The following is a 25,655-nucleotide window of genomic DNA, read 5'->3' on the forward strand; positions in this document are numbered from 1 at the left end:
TCACGCGGCGACGAAACCCCGGTCCCGCAGCCAGTCCCGCGCCACGTCGGCCGGGTCCTCGCCGACCACGTCGACCCTGCGGTTCAGCTCGGTGATCTCGTCGTTGGTCAGCGCGTCGGAGACCGGCGTCATGATCCGCTCGATCTGCGGGTACCTCGCCGCCAGCTCCACCGGGAGCGTGACCGCCGGGTTGTAGTGCGGGAAGAAGCCGAGGTCGTCGGTGAGCACCACCAGGTCCAGCCCCTTGACCCGGCCGTCGGTGGTGTAGACCTCGCCGAACGGGCAGTCGGTGCCCGCCGCGGTGGAGTTGTAGATGATGCCGGTCTGCAGCACCGGCCGCTGCACGGTGTTCGGGTCGAAGCCGTAGGCCGCGGCCATCCCCGGGTAGCCGTCCCTGCGCACGTTGAACTCGGTGTCCACGCAGGTCGTGGCGGCGGCCGGGTCGCGCTTCGCCAGCTCCGCGTACTGCGACAGCGTGGTCACGCCGGTGCGCTCGACCACGGCGCGGTTGGCGGCGAGGGCGTAGGTGTTGTCCATGGGCGCCAGCGCGACCCAGTCCATGCCGTTCTCCGCGATGTCCTCCTCGCGGACCGCGACGAACTGCTCCTGCGGGTCCTTGAGCGGGTCCTCGTGGCCGAGGTAGTTGATCCAGCCGTTGCCGGTGTACTCGTAGGTGAGGTCGACCTGCCCGGTGATCTGCGCGTCCCTGGTGCTGCGCGAACCGACGATGGCGGTCAGGTCGCGCACGTCGGCGCCCGCCGCCTGCAGCGAGAACGCCAGGATGTAGCCGAGGATGACCTGCTCGGTGAACTCCTTCGAACCCACCGTGAGCTCGACGCCGTCCAGCTCCTCGTCGGTGGCGATGCCCGCGGGCCCGACGTCGAAGGGAAGGGTCGAGCCCGCCTGCAGGCCGCAGCCGGTAGCCACGGCGACCACCACGGCGAGTGCGCCGACGAGCGGCGCGAAGATCCTGCGTCGGCGCACGGTGCTGCCCTCCGATCCTCAGGTGGCGTCCGAGCCTAGCCGAGACCGGGCGCTTCCGGCGGGGAAGACGCACCCACGCCGGGCAGCAGCGGCGCCGCGACCACCGGCGAGTAGTTCTCCGGGTCGCCCGCGACGGTCCGGCTGCGCCTGCCGCGGACGTCGACCGGGATGTCGCCCGCGAGCGTCACCCGGTGCAGCTGCCTGCGGTGCTCGCCGAAGTCGGCGACGCCGTAGTGCTGGGTGGCGCGGTTGTCCCAGAGCGCGACGTCGCCGTTGCGCCAGTCCCAGCGCACGGTGTTCTCCAGCCGGATGATCCGGTGCTGGAAGAGCTCGAGCAGCGCGCGCGAATCGCGCGGCGAGACGTCCAGCAGCTGCGCCACGAACTGGCCGAGCACCAGCGACCTGCGGCCGGTCTCCGGGTGGATCCGGACCACCGGGTGCCTGGTCTCGAACCGCTCGCTGGTGAACTCCCGGTAGTAGGCGTTCTCGCCGTAGTTGCTCTCCCGGCCGTGCTCGGCGTAGTCGTAGCGGTTGGTGTGCAGCGCCCACAGCTCCTCGGCCAGCACCTGCAGCGGGGCGGGCAGCGCGTCGTAGGCGGCGGTGGTGGAGGCCCAGACCGTGGTGCCGCCGTACGGGGGGAGGGTGACGGCGCGCAGCAGCGAGGCCTTGGGCACCCGGTCCACGAAGGTGACGTCGGAGTGCCAGGCGTTGGCGGCGCCCTCCAGCTCCAGCAGCAGCGCGCCGCGCGACTTGACCGTCGGGTGCGGCTCGGTCGGGGTGCCGAGCCGGGCGGCAGCCTCCCACTGGGTCTCCCGGTCCAGGTGGTGCTGGTCGCGGAAGAAGAGCACCTGGTGCTCGGCGAGCGCCACCTGGATCGCGGTGGCGGTCGCGTCGTCCAGCTGCGCGCCGAGCGCGAGGCCGCGCACCTCGGCGCCGAGCGCGCCGCCGACCTTGCGGATGTCGAGGACCGGCAGGTCGTCCCGGGTGAGCGCTGCGCGGGGAAGGGGCGCCACGGCCGTCATCAGGTTCCTCCTCGAACTCGAAAGCAAGCAGTCCCCCGGAATCTAGGGAGGCCGCCGAGCCCGCGGAACGGTTGCGATCAGCGTGCGCGAATAGTGCTATCCGGCAGGTGCCGGTTTACCCGCCGCCTCGGCCGCGTTGTCGGCAGTGAGCCGGTACACCGCGCGCTCCAGGGTCGGCAGGATGGTGGAGATCTCGACCGCGCCGGTGGCGAACCGGCCGATCAGCGAGAGCACCACATTGCCCAGGATCACCGCGACGTCCTCGAGGTAGCCGGGGTCCAGGTTCTGGATGGCCTCGGCGATCACCGGGAGCAGCACGGTCAGCCCCTGCTCGTCCAGCAGCTGCCCGCACGGCCCCTGCCGCGCGTAGTGGTAGGCCTCCAGCATCCGCGGCTGCCGCTCCCACGGCTCGAAGACCGAGCGCAGCACCCGCATGAGCGAATCCCGGGTGGACTCGTCCGGCGGGGCGGGCTCCAGCTCGGCGTAGGCCTCGGCCGCCATCCAGTCCTGGATGGCCCGCACGATCAGCTCGTCCCTGGTGGCGAAGAGCTTGTAGACGGTGGTCAGCGAGACGTGCGCGCGCTTGGCCACGACGCGCAGCTGCACCGCGTCGTACCCCTCGGTCTGCAGCAGCTCCAGCACCACCGCGACGATCTGCCGGTGCGCCTCGGTGTCCTGCCCTCTCGCCACCCCCTTACGGTAACTTCGTTACCTGGTAACCGTGTTACCAATCGCCGCACCCGGGTACGCTGCCCCGAAAATTGGAACAGGTTACAGAAAGTGGTGGCGGCGATGAAGCTGGTGCACGCGCTCTGGGGGCCGGGTGAGCTGCTCGGCGACGCGGCCCGCACCGGGCTGCGCTCGGCCGGGGCGGAGCGGCTCCAGGTGAACCTCGCCGACGCCGCGGTGGCCCGAGCCCTGCTGCGGCTCACCACCTTCGACGAACCGGTGACCGCCGTGGTGGCCACGCACGTCCCGGACGAGGCCGCGGGAGCCAGGGTCTCCGCGGTGCTCACCGGCTTCGCCGAGCGGGTGGCGGGCTGGTGGGTCGAGGAGCACCTGCCGCTGCCGCCGCCGGCGGTCCCGCTCGGCGAGCGCGCGCCGGGGCTGGCGAACATCGCCTTCCTGCGCCGCCCGGCCGAGCTGCCCTACGACACCTGGCGTGCGGCGTGGCTGGAGCAGCACACCGCGGTCGCCATCGAGACCCAGGCGACCTTCGGCTACGTGCAGAACCGGGTGCTCGGCCCGGCCACCGACGGCGCGCCGGAGGTCGCGGCGATCGTCGAGGAGCTCTTCCCGATCGAGGCACTCACCGACCCGCACGCCTTCTACGGCAGCGGCGGCGACGATGCCGAGCTGGGGCGCAGGACCGGCCGGATGCTGCGCAGCGTCGCCGCCTTCGGCGCCGACCGCGACCTCGACGTGGTGCCGACCAGCCGCTACCTGCTGGCCTGACCCGCCAGCTCGCGCAGCAGCGCGCGGGTGCGCTCGGCGGTCTCGCCGCGGGTGAAGAGCGCGCCGACGAAATCGGTGGCGCCCGCCGCGGCGACCTCGGCGATCCGCGCCGCCACCTGCTCCTCGCTGCCGATCAGCGCCAGGTCGACCGGGCCCGCGGCGCCCTCGCGGTCCATCATGGCGCGGTAGGAGGGCAGGTCGCCGTAGAAGCCGAAGGCCCGGCCCGCCCTGGTCCGCGCCTCCTCGACGTCGTCGGTGACGCAGACCGGCAGCGCGCAGACGATCCGCGGCGCCTGCCTGCCCGCCGCCGCCGCGGCCTCGGTGATCACCGGCGCGATGTGCGCGGCGATGGTGGCCGGGCCGGTCATCCACAGGGTGGTGCCGTCGGTCTCGCGGCCCGCCAGCCGCAGCATGCGCGGGCCGAGCGCGGCGAGCAGCACCGGGACCCGGCCCTCGTTCGGCACGGTGAGCGCGAGCTCGGCGCTGACCGTGTCGCCGCGGAACGAGGCGGGCCGGTTGTCCAGCAGCGGCAGCAGCACCTCGAGGTACTCCGTCATGTGGTGCGCGGGCCGGGCGAAGTCGTAGCCGTACATGTCCTCGATCACCGGGCGGTGCGAGAGCCCGACGCCGAGCGTGAGCCGGTTGCCGCCGAGCGCGAGCGCGGTCGTGCGCGCCTGCTGGGCGAGCGCGGCGGGGTGCCGCGGATAGCTCGGCACCACCGCCGTGCCGAGTTCGATGCCGGGCACCCGGCTGCCCGCGACGGCGATCGCGGTCAGCGCGTCCAGGCCGAAGATGTTCGAGAGCCACGCCGAGGCGAAGCCCGCCTCGGCGGCGGCCGCCAGGTCGTCGGTCATCCGGGTGAGGGCGTCGGGGCCCGAGGTCTCGCCGAGCAAGATGCCGATCCGCACGATCCGTCTCCTCCGCTCAGGCGGGCGTGCTCGCCCGCGCCGGTTCCGCGAGCCAGCTTAGGCGGGCGGCGTCGCGCTGTTCGATGCGGAGGAAGAGCCGGAGCAGCACCAGGGTGAGGTCGAGGCCGAGGTCGGCGGCGCGGAGCTGGGCCAGCTCGATCGCCATGGCGTCGTGCACGGTGGCCGGGTCGCTGAGCACCTCGTCGAGGACCATGCCGCTCACGGCCTGTTCGCGGGTGAGCGGGATGTCGGGCAGCCAGTCCAGCCGCCAGGCGCCGAATTCGTCGAGCCGGGCCTGTTCCGGGCTGACCGTGCTGGTGATCGTGGTCGCGGTGCTGTGCAGTGCCATGGTCCCCTCCGTTCGCGCTGCGATTGCTCGATCGCGACCGCGCCGGTGTCTGGGGCGGGCCGGTGATTCGCGTGTCCGAGGACGGGCAGCAGGGGGATCGAGCGGAAGTTCACCGGGAGCGCCGGGAACCGGCCTCCTGCTGCGGCGAGGTGTCCGTGGTCGGTACCTCCTCGCTGCCGGGGGCGGATTGTTTACCTATGCTACCGAGCGCCTTGTTGTGCCGTCAATTGTGCATAGAAGCTTTTCCGTGACACTTTGTAGGCTTCTCCCGATACTGGAGATGGCCGTTGTGCGTCTCCGAGGAGGTTCTGTGCCTGATTCCGATCGCGATCGCGCATTCGAACCACCGCTCCCGCCCGCGACGTCCGAACCGCTGTTTCCGACGCGCAGGGCTCCGAAGCGACGTCCGGCGCCGCGTGTCCTAAGCTCACGCTCCGTGACACTTCGTGTGCTTCGCTGTGCTCCCCACCGGGCGGGCACCCGATGAGCGACCAGGGCGAACCCATCGGCGCGCTCGTGCGCAGGCTGCGGATCGAGCGCAACCTTACCCAGGCGGAGCTGGCGCAGCGGGCCGGTTGCTCGCGCAGCCTGGTGCAGCAGATCGAGAACGGCTCGCGGGTGCCGCCGCTCGCGCTGCGCGAGCGGCTCAGCCTCGCGCTCGGCGAGGAGCTGCCCGGCGCGCCCGCCGAATCCGGCGACAGCGCGCTGCACGAGCTGCGCATGCGTTTCAACGTGCTGCTCGGCAAGGACCCCGCGGTGGTCGAGCGGGCGCTCGGGATCGCGCAGAGCCTGCTGGACGCGGCGCACGTGCGCGACGAGATCGAGCCGCTGCGGCAGCTCGCCGACCGGCAGCTGGAGCGGGCCGAGGAGATCCTGACCCAGATCCCGTCGCGCAGCGCGACGGTCTGGGAGTGGAACACCGTGAGCGACCTGCTCACCCTGCTGGAGCGGGCGACGGTCTCGGTGCGCGCCATCCACACCGTCGACCTCGGCACCATCGGCGGCGATGTCGGCGACGACTACCACGCCGCCATCCTCCGGCTCGCGGACGAGGCGCACCCGCCGCGGGTCGAGGTGCGCCGGATGTACGTGCTGGACGACATCAGCGACGTCTGGAGCTACGACGACAAGCTCTGGCGGCAGACCAGGGCGGGTGTGCAGAGCGTCTTGATCAAGCGCGAGCACGCCCGCAACGCCCAGGGCATGCTCGTGGTGGACGACCGCTACGTCGCCATCGGCGAGTACGACTACTCGCAGCAGGCCCGGGTCGCCACCCGGTTCTCCGTGCTCAAGCACGACGTCGCCTTCGCGGTGAAGCGCTTCGAGAAGCTGTACGCGCTCCGCGAGACCGGCACCGCGGTCGCGGTGAACGACGTCATGGCCACCCCGGCGCTGGCGGGCTACCGGCGGCTCTCGGACGGCGACTGCCGGATGCAGTTCCGGGATGCGCTGGCCGAGCGCTGGGCCCGGCTCGAGGCGGACCTCGACGGGGCCGCGGAGTGACCGCACCCGCACTGCTCGCGGGTGCCCGCAGCCAGGGGCGGGCGATCCGCACGGTCGGCGTGCTGCGCGAGACCGCGCGGGACGAGCGGCGGGTCGCGCTCACCCCGGACGCGGTGCGCAAGCTCGTCCGGCACGACCTGAGCGTGGTCGTCGAGACGAATGCCGGTGCGGCCGCCGGGTTTCCGGACCGGAGCTACGAAGCCGCGGGCGCCACGATCGGGGCGGAGGCGGCCGCGGTGGCCCGCGCCGACATCGTGGCCTGGGTGAAGACACCCGCCTTCGACCTCGCGACGCTCCGGCTCCGCTCGGGCACCACCCTGGTCGGCTTCCAGGACCCGCACCACCGCACCGCCGAGATCGCCGCACTGGCCGAGGCCGGAATCCGCTCCGTCGTCTTCGAATTCGCGCCGCGGGCAGCGGAAGCCGCCGAGTTCGACGCGCTCACCCCGATGAGCAGGCTGGCGGGCGCGATCGCCTACGACGAGGCCATGGCCCTGCTGCCCGCCGGACCCCGGCGAACTCCGCCGCGCGCCGTGATCCTCGGCTTCGGCGCCGCGGGCCGCGCCGCCTTCGCGGCGGCCGTCGCCGCGGGCGACGCCGCTCCGGCCGTGGTCGGGGCTCGGGACGGCACGGCCGCGGCCGCGCACGCCGCCGGTGTCCGGCGCTACGCCACCTCGGCGGACCCCGCCGCCCTGCACGACCTGCTCGCCGAGGTCCGCCCGGACATCGTGCTCTGCGCCGCCCTGCACCGCGGCGAACGCGCCCCGCTGCTCCTCGACGACGCGGCCCTCACCCTGCTCGCCCCCGGCAGCGTGGTCGTCGACCTGGCCGCCAAGGCGGGCGGCAACTGCAGCGCCACCCGCCGCGACACCACCCACACCCTGGCGAACGGGGTCACCGTGACGCACCGCAGCAACTACCCGGCGGCGCGCCCCGCCGAGGCCAGCCACGCCTACGCGGCGGCCGCGGCCGCCACCATCCTGCGGCTCGCGGCCGGTGGCGAGCCGCCGACGGTGCAGCAGAACTGAAGGAATCCGACGGGTCCGCAGCGCCCGGTTCCGCAGGCCGGATGCCGACCCGCCGACATGTGGACCGACCCGTTCGTGGCCGCGCCGCCCGAGCGGTACCGTGGAGTACCGCCCGCGCCGCACCCGTGCCGCGCGCGGGCTCGCAGGGAAGGGGTGGCATGGCAGGCAAGCGCACGGTGCTCACCGTGGGGCTGCGCCGGCTGGCGGCGATGCTGCACGAGATGCGGGAGGACGCGCAGCTCGGCAAGGAAGAGGTCAGCTCCCGCACCGGCATCAACATCACCACGCTGTACCGGATCGAGACAGCGCAGGCGCGGCCGCAGCGGCGCACGCTGATGGCCATGCTCGACCTGTACGACGTCGACGACAAGCAGCGCGAGGAGGCCGTCGAGCTGCTCAGCACCGCGCTCAAGCCCGGCATGGCCAGGGCCTACGAGGGCAGCGTCTCCGAGGTCTACGCGGCCTACATCAACTTCGAGTCCGAGGCGCTCTCGGCGCGGCACTACCAGACCTCCACGGTCCCCGGGCTGCTGCAGACCTACGAGTACGCCAACGCCGTCATCGACACCTCCATGCCGAAGCTCGAGGCCGCGATGATGGAGAGCAGGGCCAAGGCCAGGATGGACCGGGCGGTCAACCTCACCAAGGAGGAGCCGCTGGAGCTCTGGGTGGTGATGGACGAGGCGGCCATCCGCCGGGTGGTCGGCGGGCCGGTCACCATGCACGGGCAGCTGGAGCGGCTGCTGCAGGAGATCAAGCGCAAGAACGTGATCCTGCAGATCCTGCCCTTCGACGCGGGCGCGCACCCCGGCATGGCGGGCGCCTTCACCCTGCTCGACTTCCCGAACCCGGCCGACCCCGAGCTGGTCTACGTCGAGGGGCTGGCGGGCGACGAGCTGATCGAGGGCCACACCGAGATCCGCCGCTTCGGCGTCATCTTCGACCAGCTCCGCGCCATGGCGCTGAGCCCGCGCGACTCCGCCGCCATGATCGCCGCCGCCGCGGCGGAACTGGCCGAGATCGGCGACTGATCCGGCCGCGGAATGGGTAATCCCCTCTGCACCACCGAGTGCTGAAGGAGGTGCGCCATGGCCGAGGTCACCGCCGACAGCGCCGCCGAACCCGAGCTGAAGCGCGTCATGGGTCCGGGGCTGCTGCTCCTGTTCGTGGTGGGCGACATCCTCGGCACCGGGATCTACGCGCTCACCGGCAAGGTCGCCAACGAGGTGGGCGGCGCCGTCTGGGTGCCGTTCCTGGTCGCCTTCCTGGTCGCGCTGATCACCGGATTCAGCTACCTGGAGCTGGTCACCAAGTACCCGCACGCCGCGGGCGCCGCGCTGTACACGCACAAGGCCTTCGGCATCCACTTCGTCACCTTCATGGTGGCCTTCGCGGTGATGAGCTCCGGCATCACCTCGGCCTCGACCGCGGCCCGCGCCTTCGCCGCCAACTTCGCCGAGGCCTTCGAGCTCGGCATCGGCGACGGCATCGGCATCACGCTGGTGGCGCTCTCCTTCATCCTCGTGGTCGCCGCGATCAACCTGCGCGGGGTGAGCGAGGGCGTCAAGCTGAACGTGGTGCTCACCTGCATCGAGCTGACCGGGCTGCTCATCGTGATCGCCATCGGGCTGTGGGCGCTCGGCTACGGCAACGGCGACTTCGGCCGGGTCACCGAGTTCGAGACCGGTGACCGCTCCGCGCTCGGCGGCGTCATCGCCGCCACCACGCTCGCCTTCTACGCCATGGTCGGCTTCGAGGACTCGGTGAATATGGCCGAGGAGTGCAAGCAGCCGAGCAAGATCTTCCCCAAGGTGCTGCTCGGCGGGTTGCTGCTGACCGGGCTCATCTACGTGCTGGTCTCCATCACCGCGGTGGCGCTGGTCGAGCCGGGCGAGCTGGGCGCGGGCGACACCCCGCTGCTGAAGGTCGTCGAGATCGGCGCCCCCGGCTTCCCGACCGAGATCTTCGCCTTCATCACCATGTTCGCCGTTGCCAACTCCGCCTTGATCAACATGCTCATGGCCAGCAGGTTGCTCTACGGCATGGCGCGCCAGCACGTGCTGCCGCGCGCCTTCGGGGCGGTGCACCCGCGCAGGCACACCCCGCACATCTCGATCGTCTTCACCACGCTGCTCGCGCTGGCGCTCATCCTGTTCGTCGGCCAGGTCCCCGAACTCGGCGGCACCACCGCGCTGCTGCTGCTCGCGGTCTTCACCATCGTCAACGTGGCCGTGCTGGTGCTGCGCCGCGACCCGGTCGAGCACAAGCACTTCCGCACCCCCACCTTCCTGCCGGTCATCGGCGCACTCACCTGCGGATTCCTGGTCACCCCGTTCACCGACCGGAACCCGGAGCAGTACCTGATCGCGGGCATTCTGCTCGGCGTCGGCGCGCTGCTGTGGGCGGTGAACCAGGTCGCGCTGCGCAGGCAGCCGGAGACCGAGAAGCCCGCCTCGATCGGGTGAGGCGGGCCGGGGGCTACCCTCGACCGGTGGCAGCCCCGCACCCCGCCCTCGCTTCGCTGGCCCCGCTGCTCGGGATCTGGCGCGGCCGGGGCCACGGCGAGTACCCGACCATCGACTCCTTCGACTACCTCGAGGAGGTGGAGTTCGGGCACATCGGCCGCCCGTTCCTCACCTACCGGCAGCGCACGCGCGCCGCCGACGACGGCCGCCCGCTGCACGCCGAGACCGGCTACCTGCGCTGCCCCGCGCCGGACCGGGTGGAGCTGATCCTGGCCCACCCGACCGGCATCACCGAGATCTACGAGGGCACGCTCGGCCTCGATGACGGGGTCGTCCGGCTGGAACTGGAGACCACCGGAATCGGGCTCAGCAGCACCGCGAAGTCGGTGACCGCGATGGGCCGCTCGTTCACCGTCCGGGACGACGCGCTGGACTACACGGTGCGCATGGCGGCGGTCGGCGAGCCGCTCCAGCACCACCTGGCGGCCACGCTGCACCGCGCCGAGCCGTAACCCGCGGCGGCCGGATCCCCGCCGTAACCACGACGGCCGGATCCCCGCTCGCGTGGCCCGCGCCGGGCGCGTCAGTACTCCGGCGGCAGGGCCGTGAACATGTCCCTGGTCACCGCGACGGCATTGTCCGAGCTGCCGCCCTTCACCAGCAGGGTGGCGAAGGCGAGGTCGCCGCGGTACCCGACGAACCAGGAGTGCGAGCCGCCGTCCACCTCGGCCTCGCCGGTCTTGCCGTAGACCTCGCCCTGGTCGACGATGCGCTCGGCGGTGCCGCCGGTGACCACCTTGCGCATCATGGTCCGCAGCCCGTCGATCGCCTCCGGCGCGGGGTCGGGGCGCTCGCCCTCGACCTCGGTGGTGCGGCCGCCGATCAGCCACGGCGTCGGCGCCCGCCCGGTGGCGACCGTCGCCGCCATCAGCGCCATGCCGAACGGGCTCACCACCACCCGGCCCTGGCCGATGCCGTCCTCGGTGCGCTGCACCAGCTCGTCGGCGGGCGGCACCGAGCCGGAGAAGGTCGGCAGCCCGGGCACGGTGTAGGTCGCGCCGACCCCGAGCGAGGCGGCGGCGCTGTGCAGCGCGTCGCCGGGCAGCTCGCTGGCGAGCTTGGCGAACGAGGTGTTGCAGGACCGCTCGTACGCGGTGGCCATCGGCACGCTGCCGACGGTGAAGAGGTTGTAGTTCGGGATCGTGCGCTCGCCGATGGTGATCCGGCTCGGGCAGGGCAGCACGGTGTCCGGGTCGGCGAGCCCGGCGGTCATGGCGGCGGTCGCGGTCACCGTCTTGAAGATCGAGCCGGGCGGGTACTGGCCGATCGTCGCCATCGGGCCGTCCCGGTCGGTGGCCTCGTTCTGCGCGACCGCCAGGATCGCGCCGGTCGACGGCCGGACCACCACCATCATGGTCTGCTCGTCGCGGCGCACGTCCACCGCGCGCTGCGCCGCGTTCTGCACGAACCGGTCCACGCTCAGCGCGAACGAGGGCGCGGGCTGCGCGGCCACCTCGGTGAGCACGTCGGTGTCGGCGCCGTTGGCGTTCACCGTGACGACGCTCCACCCGGCCCGCCCGTCGACCTCGCTGATCACCGCCTGCCGCACCTGGGTCATCAGGTCGGGGGCGAACTTCCGGTCGGTCGCCACCATGTCCCACTCCGGGACCAGGGTGACGCCGGGCAGCCCGATGAGTTCGTTGGTGACCTGGTTGGCCTCCACCTCGTTCAGCGCGATCAGGGTGTGCGGGCCGCGGGCGGCGCGGGCCGCGGCGAGGATCTTCGGCGGGGTCAGCTCGGCGTCGAAGCGCAGCAGCGCGCGGGCCAGCGCGGTGGCGGTGCTGTTCGGGTCGGTGGCGGCGCCGGTGTCGAAGGTGACGCGGGAGACCTTCCCCGGCACCAGCACGTCGCTGCCCGACGACTCGTTCACCCGTGCCTTGGGCGCCGCGTCGGCGCGCAGCACCATGGTCTGGGTGTCGCCGAGCCTGGGGTGGATGTCGGCGGAGGTCCAGCGCACCGCCCAGCGGCCGTCGATCTTGCCCATCTGCAGCTGGCCGCTGTAGGTCCAGATCCGGTTCTTCGGCAGCGTCCACTCGTAGGTGTACTCGACCGTCGCGGTGTCGCCGCTGACCCTGGCCTGCCCCGTCGTCGCGGTGAGCCGCTCGGCCTGCAGGTTCTTCCACGCCGAGGCCAGTGCGGCCGCGGCCTTCTCGGGGAGCCCGGTGAGCGCGGCGGCGTCGTCGGTGCGGCGTTCGGCGAAGGCCGCGACGAAGGCGTCGGCGACCGGGATCGGGCCCTGCGGGCCCGCCGAGCAGCCGACGGCCGCGAGCACCGTGCAGACCGTCGCCGCGAGCGTGGTGACCATCCGGATCCACATCGGCCCGATGGTAATCGGCGATCGCCCGGCAAACCCCGGTTACACACCGGGGTTTCGCCCGCTCAGTCCAGCAGAACGGTGGCGAAGGTGGCGATCTGCTGGAAGCCGACCTTCCGGTACGCGCGGCGGGCTGCGCCGTTGTAGTCGTTCACGTAGAGGCTCGCGGTGCGGCCGGAGGCGACCACCGCGTTGGCGACCGCGGCGGTGCCCGCGGCGCCGTGCCCCTTCCCGCGGTGCTCGGGGTGCACCCACACGCCCTGGATCTGCCCGGTGCGCCGGGAGAGCGCGCCGACCTCGGCCTTGAAGACGACCTCGCCGTCGGAGAAACGCCCCCACGCGCGCCCGGATTCGATCAGCCCGGCGATCCGCCTGCGGTAGCCGCGGCCGCCGTCGCCCGCCCTCGGGTCGACGCCGACCTCCTCGATGAACATGGCGATGGCGGCCTCGAGGTAGCGGTCCAGCTCGTCCGGGCGCACCTTGCGCACCTCGGGGTCGGCAGGGATGGTCGCCTGCCCGGCCATGGCGAGCAGCGGCTGCACGCCGCGCACCTCGCGCTCCGGCCCCCAGTGACCGGCCAGCGCCTCCCACAGCGGCAGCGCCAGCTCGCGGCGGCCGACCACCGACGAGCACATGCGCGGGAAGCGCAGCGCCCGTTCGGCGAAGGCCTTCACCGAGGCGGCGTCGCCGCGCAGCGGCACCAGGTTCGCGCCGGAGAAGCACAGCGACTCGCCGGGGTCGCCCCGGCTCCACAGCTCCCCGTAGCCGTACCTGGCGTCCAGGCCGTACTCCTGCAATCGGGCCGCAACCATGCACGACGCGACCGGATCGGTATCCAGGACGCGCAGCACCTGCGCGAGATCCCGGTTCGCGAGCTGTCGCGCGGCCGGGTGCCGCGCCCGACGCGCCGGCTCCAGCAGACTCCGCACGAAGCCCAGCCTGCCACGAACCGGGCCACAGCGGTACAGCTAGTACCGAACCTTGACCTTCTACCCGACGGTCACCACCGGCTCGCCGGACTGGGCGTCGCCCATTTCCTCGGCGATGCGCATGGCCTCTTCGATGAGCGTCTCCACGATCTGCGCCTCGGGGACGGTCTTGATGACCTCGCCCTTGACGAAGATCTGGCCGCGGCCGTTGCCGGAGGCGACGCCGAGATCGGCTTCGCGCGCCTCGCCGGGGCCGTTCACGACGCAGCCCATGACGGCGACGCGCAGCGGCACCTCCATGCCCTCCAGCCCGGCGGTCACCTCGTTGGCGAGGGTGTAGACGTCGACCTGGGCCCGCCCGCAGGACGGGCAGGAGACGATCTCCAGCTTGCGCGGCCGCAGGTTCAGCGACTGCAGGATCTGCCCGCCGACCTTGATCTCCTCGGCGGGCGGGGCGGAGAGCGAGACCCGGATGGTGTCGCCGATCCCCTCGCCGAGCAGCGCGCCGAACGCCACCGCCGACTTGATGGTGCCCTGGAACGCGGGCCCCGCCTCGGTCACCCCGAGGTGCAGCGGGTAGTCGCTCTGCGCGGCCAGCTGCCGGTACGCCTCCACCATGACCACCGGGTCGTTGTGCTTGACCGAGATCTTGATGTCGCCGAAGCCGTGCTCCTCGAAGAGGCTCGCCTCCCAGAGCGCCGACTCCACCAGCGCCTCCGGCGTTGCCTTGCCGTACTTCGCCAGCATCCGCTGGTCGAGCGAGCCCGCGTTCACGCCGATCCGGATCGGGATGCCCGCGGCACCGGCCGCCTTGGCGACCTCCTTGACCCGGCCGTCGAACTCCTTGATGTTGCCGGGGTTCACCCGCACCGCGGCGCACCCGGCGTCGATCGCGGCGAAGATGTAGCGCGGCTGGAAATGGATGTCGGCGATCACCGGGATCTGCGACTTCTTCGCGATGGTCGGCAGCGCGTCGGCGTCCTCCTGGCGCGGGCAGGCGACCCGGACGATGTCGCAGCCGGAGGCGGTGAGCTCCGCGATCTGCTGCAGCGTGGCATTGATGTCGTGCGTCTTGGTGGTCGTCATGGACTGCACCGAGATCGGATGATCGCTGCCGACGCCGACACCGCCGACCATGAGCTGGCGGGTCTTGCGACGGGGTGCGAGGACGGCCGCCGGCGCGGCGGGCATCCCCAATCCGATGGTGGTCACTGTCGGCTGCCTTCTTCCTCACGTGCGTGGTCGAGCCGTTGCGCCATCGAGCTTAGTCGCGCTCCGGAAGTGCGCTCGGTGTGAGGCCGATGACAGGCGTGATCAGGGGAACAGCTTCACCGGGTTCACGATGTCGGCGGTGAGCGTGAGCACCATGTACGCCCCGCCGATGACCACCGCCGCGTAGGTGAGCGGCAGTAGTTTCAGGTAGTCGACCGGGCCGCCGGGGGCGAGCCCGCGCCAGGCGCGCAGCGAGTTGCGTGCCTTCTCGTACAGCACCACCGCCATGTGCCCGCCGTCCAGGGGAAGCAGCGGGAGCAGGTTGAAGGCGCCGAGGAAGAAGTTCAGGCTGGCGAGCACCAGGATGAAGATGCCCCAGAGCCCGCGCTCGGCGGTCTCGCCGCCGATCCGGCTGGCGCCGTAGACGCTGACCGGGGTCTCCGGGTCGCGTTCGCCGCCGGTCACCGCGGTCCACAGCGCCGACACCTTGGCGGGCATCTGGGCCAGCGACTCCAGGGTGCGCACGAACATGTCGCCGGTGAAGACGAGCGAGGCCGGGACCGAATCGAGCAGGTCGTACTTCTGCGGCGGCTCGGCGCCGTACGAGCCGACGCCGACCGCGCTCACCTCGCGCGGGTTCTGCCCCTGCTCGTCGTAGCGGGTGGTGCGCTCGGGCGTCACCGCGACGGTGAGCTCGGCCCCGTCACGCTCGATCGTGTAGTCGAAGGTGCCGGTCTGCTTCTGGGTCTCGCGCTGGAAGTCCTTCCAGGTGCTGACCGGCACGCCGTTCACCGCGGTGACGACATCGCCGCGCTGCAGCCCGGCCCGCTGCGCCGGGCCGGTGCCGGTGCACTCCTGCAGGGTGCCGTCCGGGTTGGCGGTCGCCACGCAGCTCATCGCGCCGAGCTTGGTCTCCACCGGGTCCAGCTGCGGCAGCCCCCAGCCGACGGCGAGCACCACGATGAGCAGGAAGCCGAGCAGGAAGTTCATCGCGATCCCGCCGAACATCACCACCATGCGCTTCCAGGTGGCTTGCCGGTACATGGCCCGGTCCAGATCCTCCGGCTCCACCTCGTCCAGCGCGGTCATCCCGACGATGTCGCAGAAGCCGCCGAGCGGAAGCGCCTTGAGGCCGTACTCGGTCTCGCCGCGCTGGAACGAGAAGATCCTCGGGCCGAAGCCGATGTAGTAGCGCCGCACCTTCATGCCGGTCGCCTTGGCCGCCCACATGTGGCCGCACTCGTGCAGCGCGACCGAGATCGTGATGCCGAGGGCGAACAGGGCGAAGCCCAACGCGAACACCATCTGAACTCCAGTCCTCCTGCGAATTCTGCCCCGCGGCGCCGGACGCCTGCGATCAACAGTAGCGGTGCGGCACCGTACCAGCCCGGCCGATCAGGCCGATCGGCCGCGCACCGCCGCGGCGGCGAAGGAGCGCGCCCACCCGTCGGCGGCGAGCACCTCGGCGAGCGAGCCCGGCTCGGCCCGCCACCGCTCCGCGCCCTCCACGGCCTCGGTGACGATCCGCACGATCTCCGGGAAGCGGATCGCGCCGTCCAGGAAGGCCTGCACCGCGACCTCGTTGGCGGCGTTGTACACCGCGGTCACGCTGCCGCCGAGCGTGCCCGCCCGGCGGGCCAGCTCGACCGCGGGGAAGACCTCGTTGTCCACCGGTTCGAAGGTCCAGGTGGCGGCGGTGCCGAAGTCGCAGGCGGGCGCCGCGCCGGGAATCCGGTCCGGCCAGCCCAGCGCCAGCGCGATCGGCAGCTTCATGTCCGGCGGGCTGGCCTGCGCCAGCGTGGAGCCGTCGGTGAAGGTGACCATGGAGTGCACGATGGACTGCGGGTGCACGGTGACGTCGATCCGGTCGTACGGGACGCCGAAGAGCAGGTGCGTCTCGATCAGCTCCAGCCCCTTGTTCACCAGCGAGGCCGAGTTCAGCGTGTTCATCAGGCCCATGGCCCAGGTGGGGTGCGCCTTGGCCTCGGCCGGGTTCACGTTCGCCAGCATCTCGGCGGTCCAGCCGCGGAACGGCCCGCCGGATGCGGTGAGCACCAGCCGGTCCACCTCGTCGGCGCGGCCGCCGCGCAGGCACTGGGCGAGCGCCGAGTGCTCGGAGTCGACCGGGACGATCTGCCCGGGCGCGGCCGCGCGGGTCACCAGCGAGCCGCCCGCCACCAGCGACTCCTTGTTCGCCAGCGCGAGCCGGGTGCCGGACTCCAGCGTGGCCAGCGTCGGCTCCAGGCCGAGCGAGCCGACCAGCGCGTTCAGCACCACGTCGGCCTCGGTGCGGCGGACCAGCTCGGTCACCGCGGCGGGGCCCGCCAGCTCCAGCTCCAGCGCCTGCGCGGCGCGCGGGTCGGCGACCGCGACATTGCGGGTGCCGGTGGCCGCCATCTGCGCGGCGAGCAGCTCGGGGTTCCCGCCGCGGGCGGCGAGCCCGACCACCTCGAACCGGTCGGGGTTGGCGGCGATCACCTCCAGCGCCTGGGTTCCGATGGATCCGGTGCTGCCGAGCAGCAGGACTCTCACGATGTCGGACACCGCCCCATTGTGGCAGCCCTGCTGGCTACGACATGCGGTCGTATGCCACGATAACGGGCAGTAGCCGTATCACTGCCAGAAGGAGCGATCGTGGCCGCCACGGAACTCGAACCCGCCGACAACGAGCGCGCCGTCGTTCCCCGCGTCGACACCGCCGAGGTGCCGTCGGCCGCCTGGGGCTGGAGCGGTGAATCGCCGAGGACCTTCCGCATCGCGGGCTGGTTCGTCGCGCTCGCGCTGCTCGCCATGATCATCGGCAACCACGACGGCCGGGTCGAGGACCTGTTCCTGATCGGCTTCGCCCTCTCCATCGCAGGCCTCTTCATCTACGACGCGATCTACCGGCGTCGGCCCAGGTAGTTCCCGGTCGGGCCGGGAACGGGCCGCCCGCGCTCGGCATCGGGCTCAGCTCCGGCAGCGCGCCGAGCCGCGCTCGACGGCCAGGCACGGCCCGGTCGGCAGCTCGGCCGGGTGTCTGCTCCGCAGGCAGGCACTCCCCGCATGACGTCTTCGGAGCGGCCCACGCTCAGCGACCGCGGCGGCGGTTCTGCTTCGGTGGCGCGGCGCGCGGGGTGCTGCGCTTGGCCGCGCCCTTCTTCGGCTGGGAACGAGCGTTCTTCTGCGGCTCGGCGCGGGCCGATGGCGAGCGCGTGCTGCGCGCGGTCCGGCCGCGCACGACGCCGACGAACTCCTCGATCTCGTCGGTGGTCGCCGCGCTCGGCCAGGCCAGCGCGACCTCGGTGGGCGGCAGGTCGGTGACGGTCCGGTAGACGAGGTCACGCCTGGCGTGCAGCCGCGCGATGGAGTGCGGCAGCACCGCGATCCCGACCCCGGCCGCGACCAGCTCGAGAATCCCCGCCGCGCCGTCGATGTCGGCGCCGTCGTGCCGCTGCTCCCCGGCCAGCTCCGCCGTGCCGATCTCGTCGTACGCCGCCACCGGGTGCTCCTTCGGCACCACCGCGACCGGCAGCTCCCGGTACAGCGGGATCACGCTCAGCCCGTCCCGCTCGACCGGCAGCCGGACGAAGCACATGTCGACCTCGCCCGCGCGCAGCGCCCGCTCCTGCTCGGCCTGCGCCAGCGGCACCGTCGCCAGCGGTACCTCGGGGAACCGCTCGGCCCAGATCCGCTCCCACTTCGACACCGTCACCCCCGGCGCGAAGCCGACCCGCAGCGACGCCGCCGCGGGCTCCGGCGCGGGCGGCGCGGGCCGCGCGAGCACCGCCAGGGCCTGCTCCCGGAACGCCATACCGGCCTCGGTCAGCTCGGTCGGCTGCGCGCCGGGCACGAAGAGCCGCTCCCCCAGCTCCTGCTCCAGCTCGATCACGGTGCGACTGAGCCGCTGCCTGGCGATGCCGAGCGCCCGCGCGGCGCGCGCGAAGTGCAGTTCGTCGGCGACCGCGACGAACTGCCGCAGCCGCTCGGGGTCGATCGAATCGGGGCTGCTCACCCGGGTGACAGTAGTGCACCGCCCCGGCGGATAGGATGCTCGGCGTGCCGAACCCGCAGACCATGAAACCGCTCACGGCCGCCGCCAAGCTGGGCATCTACCTGCCCGCCGCGCCGGAGGAGTTCCGCACGCACCCGATCACCCGCGACGAGCTGGCCGCGCTGCGCGACGACCCACCGGAGTGGCTGCGCGAGCTGCGCCGCACCGGCCCGTTCCCGCGCGACGTCGTCGCCCGCAAGCTCGGCGTCAGCAACAGCGGGCTGGCCCGCGCCGAGGTCTCCGACCACCTCACCGCCGCCGAGATCGACGCCCTGCTCGCCGACCCGCCGGAGTGGCTGCTGCGCGAGCGGGAGAACCTGCGCGCGGTGCAGGCCGAGGCCGCGCGGGTCGAGGAGGAGCGCGAGCGCAAGCGGGCGGCGAGCAACCGCCCGCAGAAGAACTACTAGTTCTCCGCGGCCAGCTGCCCGCAGGCGGCCGCGATCTCCTGGCCGCGGGTGTCGCGCACCGTGCACGGCACGCCCTGCTCGTTCACCCGGCGCACGAACTCCCGCTCCACCGGCTTCGGGCTGGCGTCCCACTCGCTGCCCGGGGTGGGGTTGAGCGGGATCAGGTTGACGTGCACCCGCGACCCCAGCGCCCTGTGCAGCTTCTTGCCGAGCATGTCGGCGCGCCACGGCTGGTCGTTCACGTCCCGGATGAGCGCGTACTCGATCGAGATCCGGCGGCCGGTGGTGTCGGCGTAGTAGCGCGCGGCCTCCAGCACCTCCGCGACCGGCCAGCGGTTGTTCACCGGGACCAGGGTGTCGCGCAGTTCGTCGTCCGGGGTGTGCAGCGAGACGGCCAGCGTCACCGAGAGCCCCTCGTCGGCCAGCTTCCGGATGGCGGGGGCGAGCCCGACGGTGGAGACCACGACGTTGCGCTGCGAGATGCCGAGCCCGTCCGGCGCGGGCTCGGTGATCCGGCGGACCGCGGCCACCACCCGCTTGTAGTTGGCCAGCGGCTCGCCCATCCCCATGAAGACGATGTTGGAGAGCCTGCCCGGGCCCCCCGCCACCTCGTCGTCGCGGAGCGCGGCCGCGGCGGCGCGCACCTGGTCGACGATCTCGGCGGTGGAGAGGTTGCGGTTCAGCCCGCCCTGGCCGGTGGCACAGAACGGGCAGGCCATGCCGCAGCCCGCCTGGCTGGAGATGCAGAGCGTGTTGCGGTCCGGGTAGCGCATGAGCACGCTCTCCAGCAGCGTGCCGTCGCCCGCGCGGTAGAGCGTCTTGCGGGTGCTGCCGTCGTCGCAGGCGACGTGTTTGACCACGCTCAGCAGCGGCGGGAAGAGCGCGTCGGCGATCTGCTCGCGCAGCGGCGCGGGCAGGTCGGTCATCTGCGCGGGGTCGGCCTGCAGCCGGGCGTAGTACTGCCTGGCGATCTGGTCGGCGCGGAACCTGGGCAGCCCGAGTTCGGCGACGGCGGCGCGCCTGCCCTCCGCATCGAGGTCGGCGAGATGCGTGCGCGGCATCCCGCGGCGCGGGGCATCGAAGACGAGGGGCAGGGAGACGGCCATAATGCCCCCAGTGTCCCATCCGCGCGTAATCGCGCTGGTAGCGGGTATCCGTGCGGCATGACCACCACGCCGGCACCCGAACCGAATCCGCTGTCGAAGGCGACCGCCGATCCGCTCGGCGATGCCACCGGCACCGCACCGCGCGAAGTCAGCGCCCCGGTGCAGCGCAAGAAGGTCTCGGTCTCCTCGAAGACCGGCTACGCCTGGAGCGGGCTGGTCGCGGGCGCCGTCATCCTCATTGTGCTGCTGATCTTCATCTTGCAGAACCTGGACCAGGTGCCGCTGAGCCTCTTCTTCTGGGACTTCACCCTGCCGCTCGGCGTCACCGTGCTGCTCAGCGTCATCATCGGCGCGCTGCTCATGGCGCTCGTCGGCGGGCTGCGCATCCTGCAGCTGCGCAGGCTGGCCAAGCACCCGCGCTGACCCGCTACAGCAGCGCGGAGAGCACCAGCCAGGCGACGAACGCGGACGGCAGCATGGAATCCAGCCGGTCCATGATGCCGCCGTGCCCGGGCAGCAGCGTGCCCATGTCCTTGATCCCGAGCTCCCGCTTGATCTGCGATTCGATCAGGTCGCCGATGGTGGCGACGGCGACAAGCCCCACGCCGAGCACGACGCCGATCATGGAATTCGCCTCGAGCAGCAGCGTCACCGTCAGCAGCCCGCCGATCACCGAGAAGACCAGCGAACCGCCGAACCCCTCCCAGGACTTCTTCGGGCTGATCGAGGGCACCATCGGGTGCCGCCCGAACAGCACGCCCGCGACGTAGCCGCCGACGTCCGAGCAGACCACCAGGATCATGAAGGTGAGCACCTTCAGGTTGCCGTCCGGCTCCAGCAGCAGCAGCACCGAGAAGGCGGCGAGCAGCGGGATCCAGGAGAGCGTGAACACGGTGATCGCGGTGTCCCGGAGGAAGTTCCGCGGGGCCACGGTCAGGCCGTGGTCGAACAGCCGCCACACCATGCAGACCAGCACCGTGGCCGCGAAGGCGCCCGCGACGCCGTTCGGGCCGAACGGCCAGCCCAGCCAGAACACCGCCTGCCCGCCCACGATCAGCGGGATGCGCGGGACCAGCACGTCGGCCTCGCGCAGCCGCTTGGCGACCTCCCAGGTCGCGATGCCGATCGCGGTGGCCGCGACCAGGATGAAGACCTTCGGGACGAAGAGCAGGATGCCGATCAGCGAGAGCCCGAGCCCGAACCCGACGCCGAGCGCGGCCGGTAGGTTCCGGCCCGCCCGCGAGCCCTTGGCCTGCGCGGGCGCCTGCGGCGCCGGGGTCGGCGCGGAGACCGCCCCGGCAGGCGGAGGTTCTGTGCCCGGCGGCGTCGGCTCCTCGGCCGCAGCGGCTTTCTCGACCACGATCGTCCCGTCGCTCAACTCAAAAGTTCCCGTTCGTTCCCCGACCCCGTGGCGGACCCGCGATCGGATCTCAGACCTCGAGCAGTTCGGCTTCCTTGTGCTTGACCAGTTCATCGATCTGGGCCACGTACCTGGCGGTGGTCTTGTCCAGTTCCTTCTCGGCCCTGCCGACCTCGTCCTCGCCCGCCTCGCCATCCTTCTGGATGCGGCCGAGTTCGTCCATCGCCTTGCGCCGGACGTTGCGGATCGCGACCTTGGCGTCCTCTCCCTTGCCCCTGGCCTGCTTCGCGAGCTCGCGGCGGCGCTCCTCGGTCAGCTGCGGGATGGAGATGCGGATGATGTCCCCGTTGTTGGTGGGGTTGACGCCGAGGTCGGAGTTGCGGATCGCGGTCTCGATCGGCCCCATCTGGCTCTTCTCGTAGGGCTTGATCACGACCATGCGCGGCTCCGGCACCGTGATGCTGGACATCTGGGTGATCGGCGTCATGCTGCCGTAGTAGTCGACCACGATCCGGTTGAACATGCCGGGGTTGGCGCGCCCGGTGCGGATGGAGCCGAGATCGTCCTTCGCCACCGAGACGGCCTTCTCCATCTTCTCCTCGGCGTCGAAGAGCGCTTCTTCAATCACGACCGTTTCCTCCACAGCGTCGTCATTCCGGTTCCGCGGGCGGATACCGCGCGGGGTCGCGGCCTGCTAGGACCTGACCAATGTGCCGATCTTCTCACCGGCAACGGCCCGGGCGATATTGCCCTCGATCAGAAGATTGAACACCAGCATCGGCATCTGGTTGTCCATACAGAGGCTGAAGGCCGTCGCGTCGGCGACCTTGAGCCCGCGTTCGATGACTTCCCGGTGCGTGATCTCGGTGTACAGCATGGCGTCGGCATCGATCCGCGGGTCGGCGCTGAAGACGCCGTCCACGGCCTTGGCCATGAGCACCACGTCCGCGCCGATCTCCAGGGCGCGCTGCGCCGCCGTCGTGTCGGTGGAGAAGTACGGCATGCCCATCCCGGCGCCGAAGATCACCACCCGGCCCTTCTCCAGGTGCCGCTTGGCGCGCAGCGGCAGGTAGGGCTCGGCGACCTGGCCCATGGTGATCGCGGTCTGCACCCGGGTGTCCACCCCCTGCTTCTGCAGGAAGTCCTGCAGCGCAAGGCTGTTCATCACGGTGCCGAGCATGCCCATGTAGTCCGAGCGGGCGCGCTCCATGCCGCGCTCCTCCAGCTCGGCGCCACGGAAGAAGTTGCCGCCGCCGATCACGACCGCGACCTGCACGCCGGTGGCGACGACCTCGGCGATCTGCTCCGCCACCGTCTGCACCACGTCCGGGTCGAGGCCGACCCGGCCGCCGCCGAACATCTCGCCGCCCAATTTGAGCAGCACCCGGTCGTAGCCTGGGCGAACGATCCCCGGGTCCGTCATCGGTGCTGATCTCCTTCAGAGCTGGTTCCGGCGGGCCGGAACGTACTGGCTGCGGGCGCTCCGGGCGCGCCGACGCACCCGCTCGAGCGGGGGTGGCGACACACGGATGCCCCTATCCTGCCTCATGCCCCGCGCGGGACGGCAGAAGGCCCCCCGGTGTACACCGGGGGGCCTTCGAGTGCCTGGTGCGGCGGATCAGCTCGCGCCGACCTCGAACCGGGCGAACCGGGTCACGGTGACGCCCGCGTCGTCCAGCAGCGCCTTGACGGTCTTCTTTGAATCGGTGACGGAGGCCTGCTCCAGCAGCACCACGTCCTTGAAGAAGCCGTTCACGCGGCCCTCGGTGATCTTGGGCAGCGCCGCCTCCGGCTTGCCCTCCTCGCGCGCGGTCTGCTCGGCGATGCGGCGCTCGTTCTCCACCAGATCGGCCGGGACCTCGTCGCGGGTCACGTACTTGGCCTTGAGCGCGGCCACCTGCATGGCGGCGGCGCGCGCGGCCTCGGCCGCCCCGTCGCCCTCGCCCTGGTACTCGATCAGCACGCCGACGGCGGGCGGCAGATCCGAGGCCCGCTTGTGCAGGTAGGTGGCGACCGGGCCGTCCAGCGCGACGACGCGGCGCAGCTCGAGCTTCTCGCCGATCTTGGCGGCGAGCGCCTGCAGCGCGCCGTCGGCGGTCTCACCGTCGCCCAGGTCGAGCGCCTTCAGCGCCTCCAGGTCGGCGGGCTTGGCCGCGGCGGCCGCGGTGACGATCCGGTCGGCCAGCGCCTGGAACTCGCCGTTCTTGGCGACGAAGTCGGTCTCCGAGTTGATCTCGATCAGGACGCCGCCCTTGGCGGCGACCAGGCCCTCGGCGGTGGTGCGCTCGGCGCGCTTGCCCACGTCCTTGGCGCCCTTGATCCGGAGCAGCTCGACGGCCTTGTCGAAGTCACCCTCGGTCTCGACCAGTGCGTTCTTGCAGTCCATCATTCCGGAGCCGGTGAGCTCGCGGAGCCGCTTCACATCGGCAGCGGTGTAGTTCGCCATCGGTGGCGAGCCTCCTTCGAGAAAAGGTGGGAATACCGGTCAGCGGTGGTCACGGTGGCAGTGCGCCGTGACCACCGCTGGAACAGCAGGTAACGAGAGGGGCGATCAGGCCTCGGCCGGAGCCTCGGTCTGTGCCTCCGCGGCCGGGGCGGCCTCGGCCTCGGCCGCGGGGGCGGCCTGCGCCAGCAGCTCCTGCTCCCACTCGGCCAGCGGCTCGCCCGCGCCCGCCTCGGGCTTGTCGTCGCTCGCGGAGCCACCGGCCCGCGCCTGCACGCCCTCGGCGACCGCGGAGGCGACCACCTTGGTCAGCAGCGCCGCGGAGCGGATCGCGTCGTCGTTGCCCGGGATCGGGTAATCGACCAGGTCGGGGTCGCAGTTGGTATCCAGGATCGCGATGACCGGGATGTTCAGCTTGCGCGCCTCGCCGACGGCGATGTGCTCCTTGTTGGTGTCGACGACCCAGATGGCCGAGGGCACCTTCTGCATGTCCCGGATGCCGCCGAGGGTCCGGTCCAGCTTGTTCATCTCACGCGTGAGCATGAGGATTTCCTTCTTGGTGCGACCCTCGAAGCCACCGGTCTGCTCCATCGCCTCGAGCTCCTTGAGGCGCTGCAGACGCTTGTGCACGGTGGAGAAGTTGGTCAGCATGCCGCCGAGCCAGCGCTGGTTCACGTAGGGCATGCCCACGCGGGTGGCCTCGGCCGCGATCGACTCCTGCGCCTGCTTCTTGGTGCCGACGAAGAGCACGGTGCCGCCGTGGGCGACCGTCTCCTTGACGAACTCGTACGCCTTGTCGATGTAGGTCAGCGTCTGCTGCAGGTCGATGATGTAGATGCCGTTGCGGTCGGTGAAGATGAACCGCTTCATCTTCGGGTTCCAGCGCCTGGTCTGGTGCCCGAAGTGCGCGCCGCTGTCGAGCAGCTGCTTCATGGTTACGACAGCCATGGCTCCCGTATCTCGCTTTCGTTGCCGGTTGTCGCGGCGGGTCGGTGACCCGCTGCCCTGGCGTCATCGAATCGCCGGCCCGCCGGTGAGGGCGGGACCAGCCGACGATTCCCTGTCGCCGACGGGCACCGATCGAGGCGAGCGATTATCCTGCGAAGAGGAGCTCTGTTCGAACAGCGCCGAGGCGACGGGCACGATGGCGCGCGAAGTCGGTCGGTGCGATGCACGGACCGCTCGGTCAGTCTACGTCGCGAGACGTCAGGGAAGAAATCGCCCCCGGTGAGTTATCCCCAGGTCCCGGGTTGTCCACAGTCGCGCGGTGAGGTCTCGCGGGGGTCGCGGTGACCCGGCAGGGTCTGCGTCGTGGCTCCCCCTCTCGTTCGCGCCCTGCTCTGCACCGCGGTCGTCGCGCTCGCCGTCGCACCCGTCGCCGGTGCCGCGCCGAGCCGTGCCTGGCCGTCCGCGGTCGTCGCCGCCGAGCAGGTCACGCCCGCTGCCGAGCCGCACTTCGACTGGCCGCTGCGGCCGCGGCCGACCGTCCTGCGCCGCTTCGACAACCCGGAGTACGACTGGCTGCCCGGGCACCGCGGCGTCGACCTCGGCGCGGCGCCGGGCAGCCCGGTGCTCGCGCCCGGCGACGGCATCGTGGTCTTCGCGGGCACCGTCGCGGGCAAACCGGTGGTCTCGCTGCGTCACGAGGGCGGGCTGCGCACCACCTACGAACCGGTCGAACCCAGCGTCACCGTCGGTGCCAGGATCACCCGCGGATCACCGATCGGCACCCTCGCCCCCGGCCACGAGGGCTGCCCCGCCCCGGCCTGCCTGCACTGGGGCGCTCGGCGCGACCCGACCATCCGCAACCGCCCGCAGTACGTCGACCCGCTCGGCCTGCTCCGCCTCGCCCCGCTGCGCCTGAAACCGCTCCCGGCGCGGTGAGCCTCTCCCCACCCCGCTACAGCCAGAACCCTGGTGACGCCCCGCGCCCTCTCCCTCAGCCCACTGCAGCTGAAGCCGCTGGTAGCCGCCCGGAGCCCTGCCCCACATCCCGCTGCGGCTGAAACGTTGTGGCTCCATGAGCCCGTTCCCTACCTCCCGCTGCGGCTGGAACCGCTGGTGGCGCTGTATGCCC

At 71.8% G+C, this 25,655-nt stretch carries 27 protein-coding genes; 10 read left to right on the top strand and 17 right to left on the bottom strand.

The window, feature by feature from the left end:
- The 3 genes from ACFUUZ_RS01530 to ACFUUZ_RS01540 all read right to left on the bottom strand — a co-directional run bounded on the left by ACFUUZ_RS01530 (position 1) and on the right by ACFUUZ_RS01540 (position 2,696).
- A complete protein-coding gene (locus tag ACFUUZ_RS01530; RefSeq protein ID WP_378691209.1) occupies positions 1–984 on the bottom strand; it encodes a glycine betaine ABC transporter substrate-binding protein in 984 nt (327 codons plus the stop codon).
- Positions 985–1,019: 35 nt separating this feature from the next.
- Positions 1,020–2,006, bottom strand: a complete 987-nt coding sequence (locus ACFUUZ_RS01535; RefSeq protein WP_378691210.1) for a TauD/TfdA dioxygenase family protein — start codon at positions 2,004–2,006, stop codon at positions 1,020–1,022.
- A gap of 96 nt (positions 2,007–2,102) precedes the next feature.
- Positions 2,103–2,696 (bottom strand): TetR family transcriptional regulator, encoded by a 594-nt coding sequence (locus ACFUUZ_RS01540; RefSeq protein ID WP_378691213.1) that lies wholly within the window; start codon positions 2,694–2,696, stop codon positions 2,103–2,105.
- A gap of 102 nt (positions 2,697–2,798) precedes the next feature.
- Between ACFUUZ_RS01540 and ACFUUZ_RS01545 the strand changes: the two genes are divergently transcribed.
- Positions 2,799–3,461 (top strand): hypothetical protein, encoded by a 663-nt coding sequence (locus ACFUUZ_RS01545; RefSeq protein ID WP_378691216.1) that lies wholly within the window; start codon positions 2,799–2,801, stop codon positions 3,459–3,461.
- Here ACFUUZ_RS01545 and ACFUUZ_RS01550 read toward each other — a convergent pair.
- Positions 3,446–4,369 carry a TIGR03564 family F420-dependent LLM class oxidoreductase gene (locus ACFUUZ_RS01550; RefSeq protein ID WP_378691218.1) on the bottom strand — a complete coding sequence of 308 codons (924 nt, stop codon included), beginning with the start codon at positions 4,367–4,369 and terminating at the stop codon, positions 3,446–3,448. The genes ACFUUZ_RS01545 and ACFUUZ_RS01550 overlap by 16 nt on opposite strands.
- Positions 4,370–4,385: 16 nt before the next feature.
- Positions 4,386–4,718: a hypothetical protein gene (locus ACFUUZ_RS01555; protein ID WP_378691221.1), complete on the bottom strand. Its 333-nt coding sequence runs from the start codon at positions 4,716–4,718 to the stop codon at positions 4,386–4,388.
- Between the two features lie 483 nt (positions 4,719–5,201).
- On the opposite strand from ACFUUZ_RS01555, the gene ACFUUZ_RS01560 reads away from it, so the two are divergent.
- The 5 genes from ACFUUZ_RS01560 to ACFUUZ_RS01580 all read left to right on the top strand — a co-directional run bounded on the left by ACFUUZ_RS01560 (position 5,202) and on the right by ACFUUZ_RS01580 (position 10,226).
- Positions 5,202–6,221: a helix-turn-helix domain-containing protein gene (locus ACFUUZ_RS01560; RefSeq protein ID WP_378691224.1), complete on the top strand. Its 1,020-nt coding sequence runs from the start codon at positions 5,202–5,204 to the stop codon at positions 6,219–6,221.
- Positions 6,218–7,249 carry a hypothetical protein gene (locus ACFUUZ_RS01565; protein WP_378691227.1) on the top strand — a complete coding sequence of 344 codons (1,032 nt, stop codon included), beginning with the start codon at positions 6,218–6,220 and terminating at the stop codon, positions 7,247–7,249. The genes ACFUUZ_RS01560 and ACFUUZ_RS01565 overlap by 4 nt, the downstream gene beginning before the upstream one ends.
- Before the next feature lie 158 nt (positions 7,250–7,407).
- Positions 7,408–8,280, top strand: coding sequence for a helix-turn-helix domain-containing protein (locus tag ACFUUZ_RS01570; RefSeq protein ID WP_378691230.1), 873 nt, complete (start codon positions 7,408–7,410; stop codon positions 8,278–8,280).
- A gap of 57 nt (positions 8,281–8,337) precedes the next feature.
- Positions 8,338–9,714 (top strand): APC family permease, encoded by a 1,377-nt coding sequence (locus ACFUUZ_RS01575; protein ID WP_378691233.1) that lies wholly within the window; start codon positions 8,338–8,340, stop codon positions 9,712–9,714.
- 26 nt (positions 9,715–9,740) lie between these two features.
- Positions 9,741–10,226: a peroxynitrite isomerase gene (locus ACFUUZ_RS01580; protein WP_378691236.1), complete on the top strand. Its 486-nt coding sequence runs from the start codon at positions 9,741–9,743 to the stop codon at positions 10,224–10,226.
- A gap of 71 nt (positions 10,227–10,297) precedes the next feature.
- Here the strand turns inward: ACFUUZ_RS01580 and ACFUUZ_RS01585 are convergent, their stop codons facing one another.
- The 5 genes from ACFUUZ_RS01585 to dxr form a co-directional block, all read right to left on the bottom strand.
- A complete protein-coding gene (locus tag ACFUUZ_RS01585; RefSeq protein WP_378691239.1) occupies positions 10,298–12,091 on the bottom strand; it encodes a penicillin-binding transpeptidase domain-containing protein in 1,794 nt (597 codons plus the stop codon).
- A 62-nt stretch (positions 12,092–12,153) separates the two neighbouring features.
- Complete coding sequence (locus tag ACFUUZ_RS01590) at positions 12,154–13,017, bottom strand: GNAT family N-acetyltransferase (protein WP_378691243.1); 864 nt, start codon at positions 13,015–13,017, stop codon at positions 12,154–12,156.
- A gap of 60 nt (positions 13,018–13,077) precedes the next feature.
- The gene (gene ispG, locus ACFUUZ_RS01595; RefSeq protein ID WP_378691508.1) at positions 13,078–14,208 is read right to left on the bottom strand and encodes a flavodoxin-dependent (E)-4-hydroxy-3-methylbut-2-enyl-diphosphate synthase; all 1,131 of its coding nucleotides are present in this window, start codon (positions 14,206–14,208) and stop codon (positions 13,078–13,080) included.
- 123 nt (positions 14,209–14,331) lie between these two features.
- Positions 14,332–15,534, bottom strand: a complete 1,203-nt coding sequence (locus ACFUUZ_RS01600) for a M50 family metallopeptidase (protein WP_378691246.1) — start codon at positions 15,532–15,534, stop codon at positions 14,332–14,334.
- A gap of 90 nt (positions 15,535–15,624) precedes the next feature.
- Positions 15,625–16,773 carry a 1-deoxy-D-xylulose-5-phosphate reductoisomerase gene (gene dxr, locus ACFUUZ_RS01605; RefSeq protein WP_378691249.1) on the bottom strand — a complete coding sequence of 383 codons (1,149 nt, stop codon included), beginning with the start codon at positions 16,771–16,773 and terminating at the stop codon, positions 15,625–15,627.
- 90 nt (positions 16,774–16,863) lie between these two features.
- Between dxr and ACFUUZ_RS01610 the strand changes: the two genes are divergently transcribed.
- Complete coding sequence (locus ACFUUZ_RS01610; protein WP_378691252.1) at positions 16,864–17,133, top strand: DUF2631 domain-containing protein; 270 nt, start codon at positions 16,864–16,866, stop codon at positions 17,131–17,133.
- A 166-nt stretch (positions 17,134–17,299) separates the two neighbouring features.
- Here the strand turns inward: ACFUUZ_RS01610 and ACFUUZ_RS01615 are convergent, their stop codons facing one another.
- On the bottom strand, positions 17,300–18,223 hold the full coding sequence (locus ACFUUZ_RS01615) for a LysR family transcriptional regulator (protein ID WP_378691255.1): 924 nt from the start codon (positions 18,221–18,223) through the stop codon (positions 17,300–17,302).
- A 35-nt stretch (positions 18,224–18,258) separates the two neighbouring features.
- On the opposite strand from ACFUUZ_RS01615, the gene ACFUUZ_RS01620 reads away from it, so the two are divergent.
- Positions 18,259–18,669, top strand: coding sequence for a DUF5997 family protein (locus ACFUUZ_RS01620; RefSeq protein ID WP_378691257.1), 411 nt, complete (start codon positions 18,259–18,261; stop codon positions 18,667–18,669).
- On the opposite strand, the gene rlmN is transcribed toward ACFUUZ_RS01620, so the two are convergent.
- Entirely contained in the window at positions 18,666–19,775 is a 1,110-nt protein-coding gene (rlmN, locus tag ACFUUZ_RS01625; RefSeq protein ID WP_378691260.1) for a 23S rRNA (adenine(2503)-C(2))-methyltransferase RlmN, read from the bottom strand. The two genes, ACFUUZ_RS01620 and rlmN, sit on opposite strands and share 4 nt — an antisense overlap.
- Positions 19,776–19,832: 57 nt before the next feature.
- On the opposite strand from rlmN, the gene ACFUUZ_RS01630 reads away from it, so the two are divergent.
- On the top strand, positions 19,833–20,198 hold the full coding sequence (locus ACFUUZ_RS01630) for a lipopolysaccharide assembly LapA domain-containing protein (protein ID WP_378691263.1): 366 nt from the start codon (positions 19,833–19,835) through the stop codon (positions 20,196–20,198).
- 4 nt (positions 20,199–20,202) lie between these two features.
- On the opposite strand, the gene ACFUUZ_RS01635 is transcribed toward ACFUUZ_RS01630, so the two are convergent.
- From ACFUUZ_RS01635 to rpsB, 5 genes are all read right to left on the bottom strand, one after another.
- Positions 20,203–21,153, bottom strand: coding sequence for a phosphatidate cytidylyltransferase (locus ACFUUZ_RS01635; protein WP_378691266.1), 951 nt, complete (start codon positions 21,151–21,153; stop codon positions 20,203–20,205).
- A gap of 52 nt (positions 21,154–21,205) precedes the next feature.
- The gene (frr, locus tag ACFUUZ_RS01640; RefSeq protein WP_378691269.1) at positions 21,206–21,763 is read right to left on the bottom strand and encodes a ribosome recycling factor; all 558 of its coding nucleotides are present in this window, start codon (positions 21,761–21,763) and stop codon (positions 21,206–21,208) included.
- Between the two features lie 66 nt (positions 21,764–21,829).
- Positions 21,830–22,558, bottom strand: coding sequence for a UMP kinase (gene pyrH, locus ACFUUZ_RS01645; RefSeq protein WP_378691272.1), 729 nt, complete (start codon positions 22,556–22,558; stop codon positions 21,830–21,832).
- Between the two features lie 195 nt (positions 22,559–22,753).
- Positions 22,754–23,581: a translation elongation factor Ts gene (gene tsf, locus ACFUUZ_RS01650; protein WP_378691275.1), complete on the bottom strand. Its 828-nt coding sequence runs from the start codon at positions 23,579–23,581 to the stop codon at positions 22,754–22,756.
- A 105-nt stretch (positions 23,582–23,686) separates the two neighbouring features.
- A complete protein-coding gene (gene rpsB, locus ACFUUZ_RS01655; RefSeq protein ID WP_378691278.1) occupies positions 23,687–24,526 on the bottom strand; it encodes a 30S ribosomal protein S2 in 840 nt (279 codons plus the stop codon).
- Positions 24,527–24,889: 363 nt separating this feature from the next.
- Between rpsB and ACFUUZ_RS01660 the strand changes: the two genes are divergently transcribed.
- Positions 24,890–25,462: a M23 family metallopeptidase gene (locus ACFUUZ_RS01660; protein ID WP_378691281.1), complete on the top strand. Its 573-nt coding sequence runs from the start codon at positions 24,890–24,892 to the stop codon at positions 25,460–25,462.
- The last annotated feature ends 193 nt before the right edge of the window (positions 25,463–25,655 follow it).

It is taken from the genome of Nocardia sp. NPDC057353 (genome assembly GCF_042667085.1).
In the GTDB taxonomy this organism is placed as follows: Bacteria; Actinomycetota; Actinomycetes; order Mycobacteriales; family Mycobacteriaceae; genus Nocardia.

Excerpts from the sequence above, each read along its gene's own strand:
- ACFUUZ_RS01535 (WP_378691210.1), bottom strand. The coding sequence starts at position 2,006 with ATGACGGCCGTGGCGCCCCTTCCCCGCGCAGCGCTCACCCGGGACGAC.
- ACFUUZ_RS01545 (WP_378691216.1), top strand. The coding sequence starts at position 2,799 with ATGAAGCTGGTGCACGCGCTCTGGGGGCCGGGTGAGCTGCTCGGCGAC.
- ACFUUZ_RS01555 (WP_378691221.1), bottom strand. The coding sequence starts at position 4,718 with ATGGCACTGCACAGCACCGCGACCACGATCACCAGCACGGTCAGCCCG.
- ACFUUZ_RS01560 (WP_378691224.1), top strand. The coding sequence starts at position 5,202 with ATGAGCGACCAGGGCGAACCCATCGGCGCGCTCGTGCGCAGGCTGCGG.
- ACFUUZ_RS01570 (WP_378691230.1), top strand. The coding sequence starts at position 7,408 with ATGGCAGGCAAGCGCACGGTGCTCACCGTGGGGCTGCGCCGGCTGGCG.
- ACFUUZ_RS01575 (WP_378691233.1), top strand. The coding sequence starts at position 8,338 with ATGGCCGAGGTCACCGCCGACAGCGCCGCCGAACCCGAGCTGAAGCGC.
- ACFUUZ_RS01585 (WP_378691239.1), bottom strand. The coding sequence starts at position 12,091 with ATGTGGATCCGGATGGTCACCACGCTCGCGGCGACGGTCTGCACGGTG.
- ispG (WP_378691508.1), bottom strand. The coding sequence starts at position 14,208 with ATGCCCGCCGCGCCGGCGGCCGTCCTCGCACCCCGTCGCAAGACCCGC.
- ACFUUZ_RS01600 (WP_378691246.1), bottom strand. The coding sequence starts at position 15,534 with ATGGTGTTCGCGTTGGGCTTCGCCCTGTTCGCCCTCGGCATCACGATC.
- ACFUUZ_RS01620 (WP_378691257.1), top strand. The coding sequence starts at position 18,259 with ATGCTCGGCGTGCCGAACCCGCAGACCATGAAACCGCTCACGGCCGCC.
- rlmN (WP_378691260.1), bottom strand. The coding sequence starts at position 19,775 with ATGGCCGTCTCCCTGCCCCTCGTCTTCGATGCCCCGCGCCGCGGGATG.
- ACFUUZ_RS01630 (WP_378691263.1), top strand. The coding sequence starts at position 19,833 with ATGACCACCACGCCGGCACCCGAACCGAATCCGCTGTCGAAGGCGACC.
- pyrH (WP_378691272.1), bottom strand. The coding sequence starts at position 22,558 with ATGACGGACCCGGGGATCGTTCGCCCAGGCTACGACCGGGTGCTGCTC.
- tsf (WP_378691275.1), bottom strand. The coding sequence starts at position 23,581 with ATGGCGAACTACACCGCTGCCGATGTGAAGCGGCTCCGCGAGCTCACC.
- rpsB (WP_378691278.1), bottom strand. The coding sequence starts at position 24,526 with ATGGCTGTCGTAACCATGAAGCAGCTGCTCGACAGCGGCGCGCACTTC.